Source organism: Pseudoxanthomonas sp. SGT-18, from assembly GCF_003931645.1.
GTDB lineage: Bacteria > Pseudomonadota > Gammaproteobacteria > Xanthomonadales > Xanthomonadaceae > Pseudoxanthomonas.
In genome coordinates this window covers 1-1,330 of sequence record NZ_RRYJ01000021.1, presented here as the reverse complement: position 1 = coordinate 1,330, position 1,330 = coordinate 1, and the positions used below count along the sequence as shown (strand labels likewise).

The 1,330-nt window shown below is 65.6% G+C and carries 1 protein-coding gene; it reads left to right on the top strand.

The window, feature by feature from the left end:
- The first annotated feature begins 90 nt into the window (after positions 1–90).
- Entirely contained in the window at positions 91–1,179 is a 1,089-nt protein-coding gene (locus EIM47_RS15600; protein ID WP_125077418.1) for an IS5 family transposase, read from the top strand.
- Positions 1,180–1,330: the final 151 nt, after the last annotated feature.

The following is a 1,330-nucleotide window of genomic DNA, read 5'->3' as shown; positions in this document are numbered from 1 at the left end:
CTAGCAGCTTGTTGAAATTCTCCCGCGCCAGAGCTTGCTTTCAAGCCCTCTGTTTGCGATATCGACCTCAGCCATAGTGGAGGGCGTGGGATGCGCGGTGCAGACGTCACTCAGGAATCGTTGTTCACGGTCGCCAAGCTCGCCGACTTCGTCCCGGCGAACCATCCGCTCCGATCCATTCGGGAGCTGGCCGATGAGGCGCTCAGGCGCATGAGCGGCCTGTTTTCGGCGCTGTACGCCGATACCGGCCGCGCCTCCATCGCGCCGGAGAAACTGATGCGGGCGCAGCTGCTGCAGCTGTTCTACTCGATCCGGAGCGAGCGGATGCTGATGGAGCAGCTCCACTACAACCTGCTGTTCCGCTGGTTCGTCGGTATCGCGATCGACGAGCCGGTCTGGGATCACTCCGTGTTCTCGAAGAACCGGGATCGCTTGAACGGAAACGAGGTGGCGAGCGAGTTTCTGGCCGAGGTGGTGCGGTTGGCGGAAAAGCGGGGCCTGATGTCGGACGAGCATTTCTCGGTCGACGGCACGCTGCTGCAGGCGTGGGCCTCGCACAAGAGCTTCCGTCCCAAGGATGGGACGCCGAAGGACCCACCGGGTGGTGGGCATCGCAACGCCCAGCCTGATTTCAAGGGTCAGAAGCGTCGCAACGACACGCACGAATCGGCCAGCGATCCGGACGCCAGGCTTTACCGCAAGGGCAATACCGGGGCGCAGCTGAGCTACCAGGCCCATGTGCTCATGGAGCATCGCAGCGGCCTGGTGCGTGCAGCGTGTGTCACGCAGGCCAGCGGCCATGGTGAGCGTGACGCGGCGTTGGCGATGCTTGGTTCGCTGCGCGGCCGACGACGGCGCACGCTGGCCGCAGACAAGGGGTACGACACGGCGGACTTCGTCGCGGGCTGTCGGGCCATGGGTATCACCCCGCACGTTGCGCAGAACACCTCGCACCGCCGCAGCGCCATCGATGGCCGCACTACCCGACACGCCGGGTATGCGATCAGCCTGCGGACGCGCGCCTGGATCGAAACGCACTTCGGATGGCTCAAGGCGGCTGCCGGAATGCGTCAGGTCAAGCAGCGCGGCCTTACGAAGGTCGAGGCGCTGTTTCAGCTGGCGATGGCGGCGAGCAACCTCGTCCGCCTGCCGAAGCTGATCGCCGCGGGGGCCGCGTGATGGCGGCCCCGGCGGGGAAGGTGCGCCTGGAAGCCCGAAAGCGGGCTTGTTTCAGAGCGCGGGACGCGCTTGCGGAGCGCTTGAGCAGCGAGAAATCCGCGCTGCCGACCGAGTCGGGGGCTTCGCCGGGTCGAATTTCAACAGGCTGCTA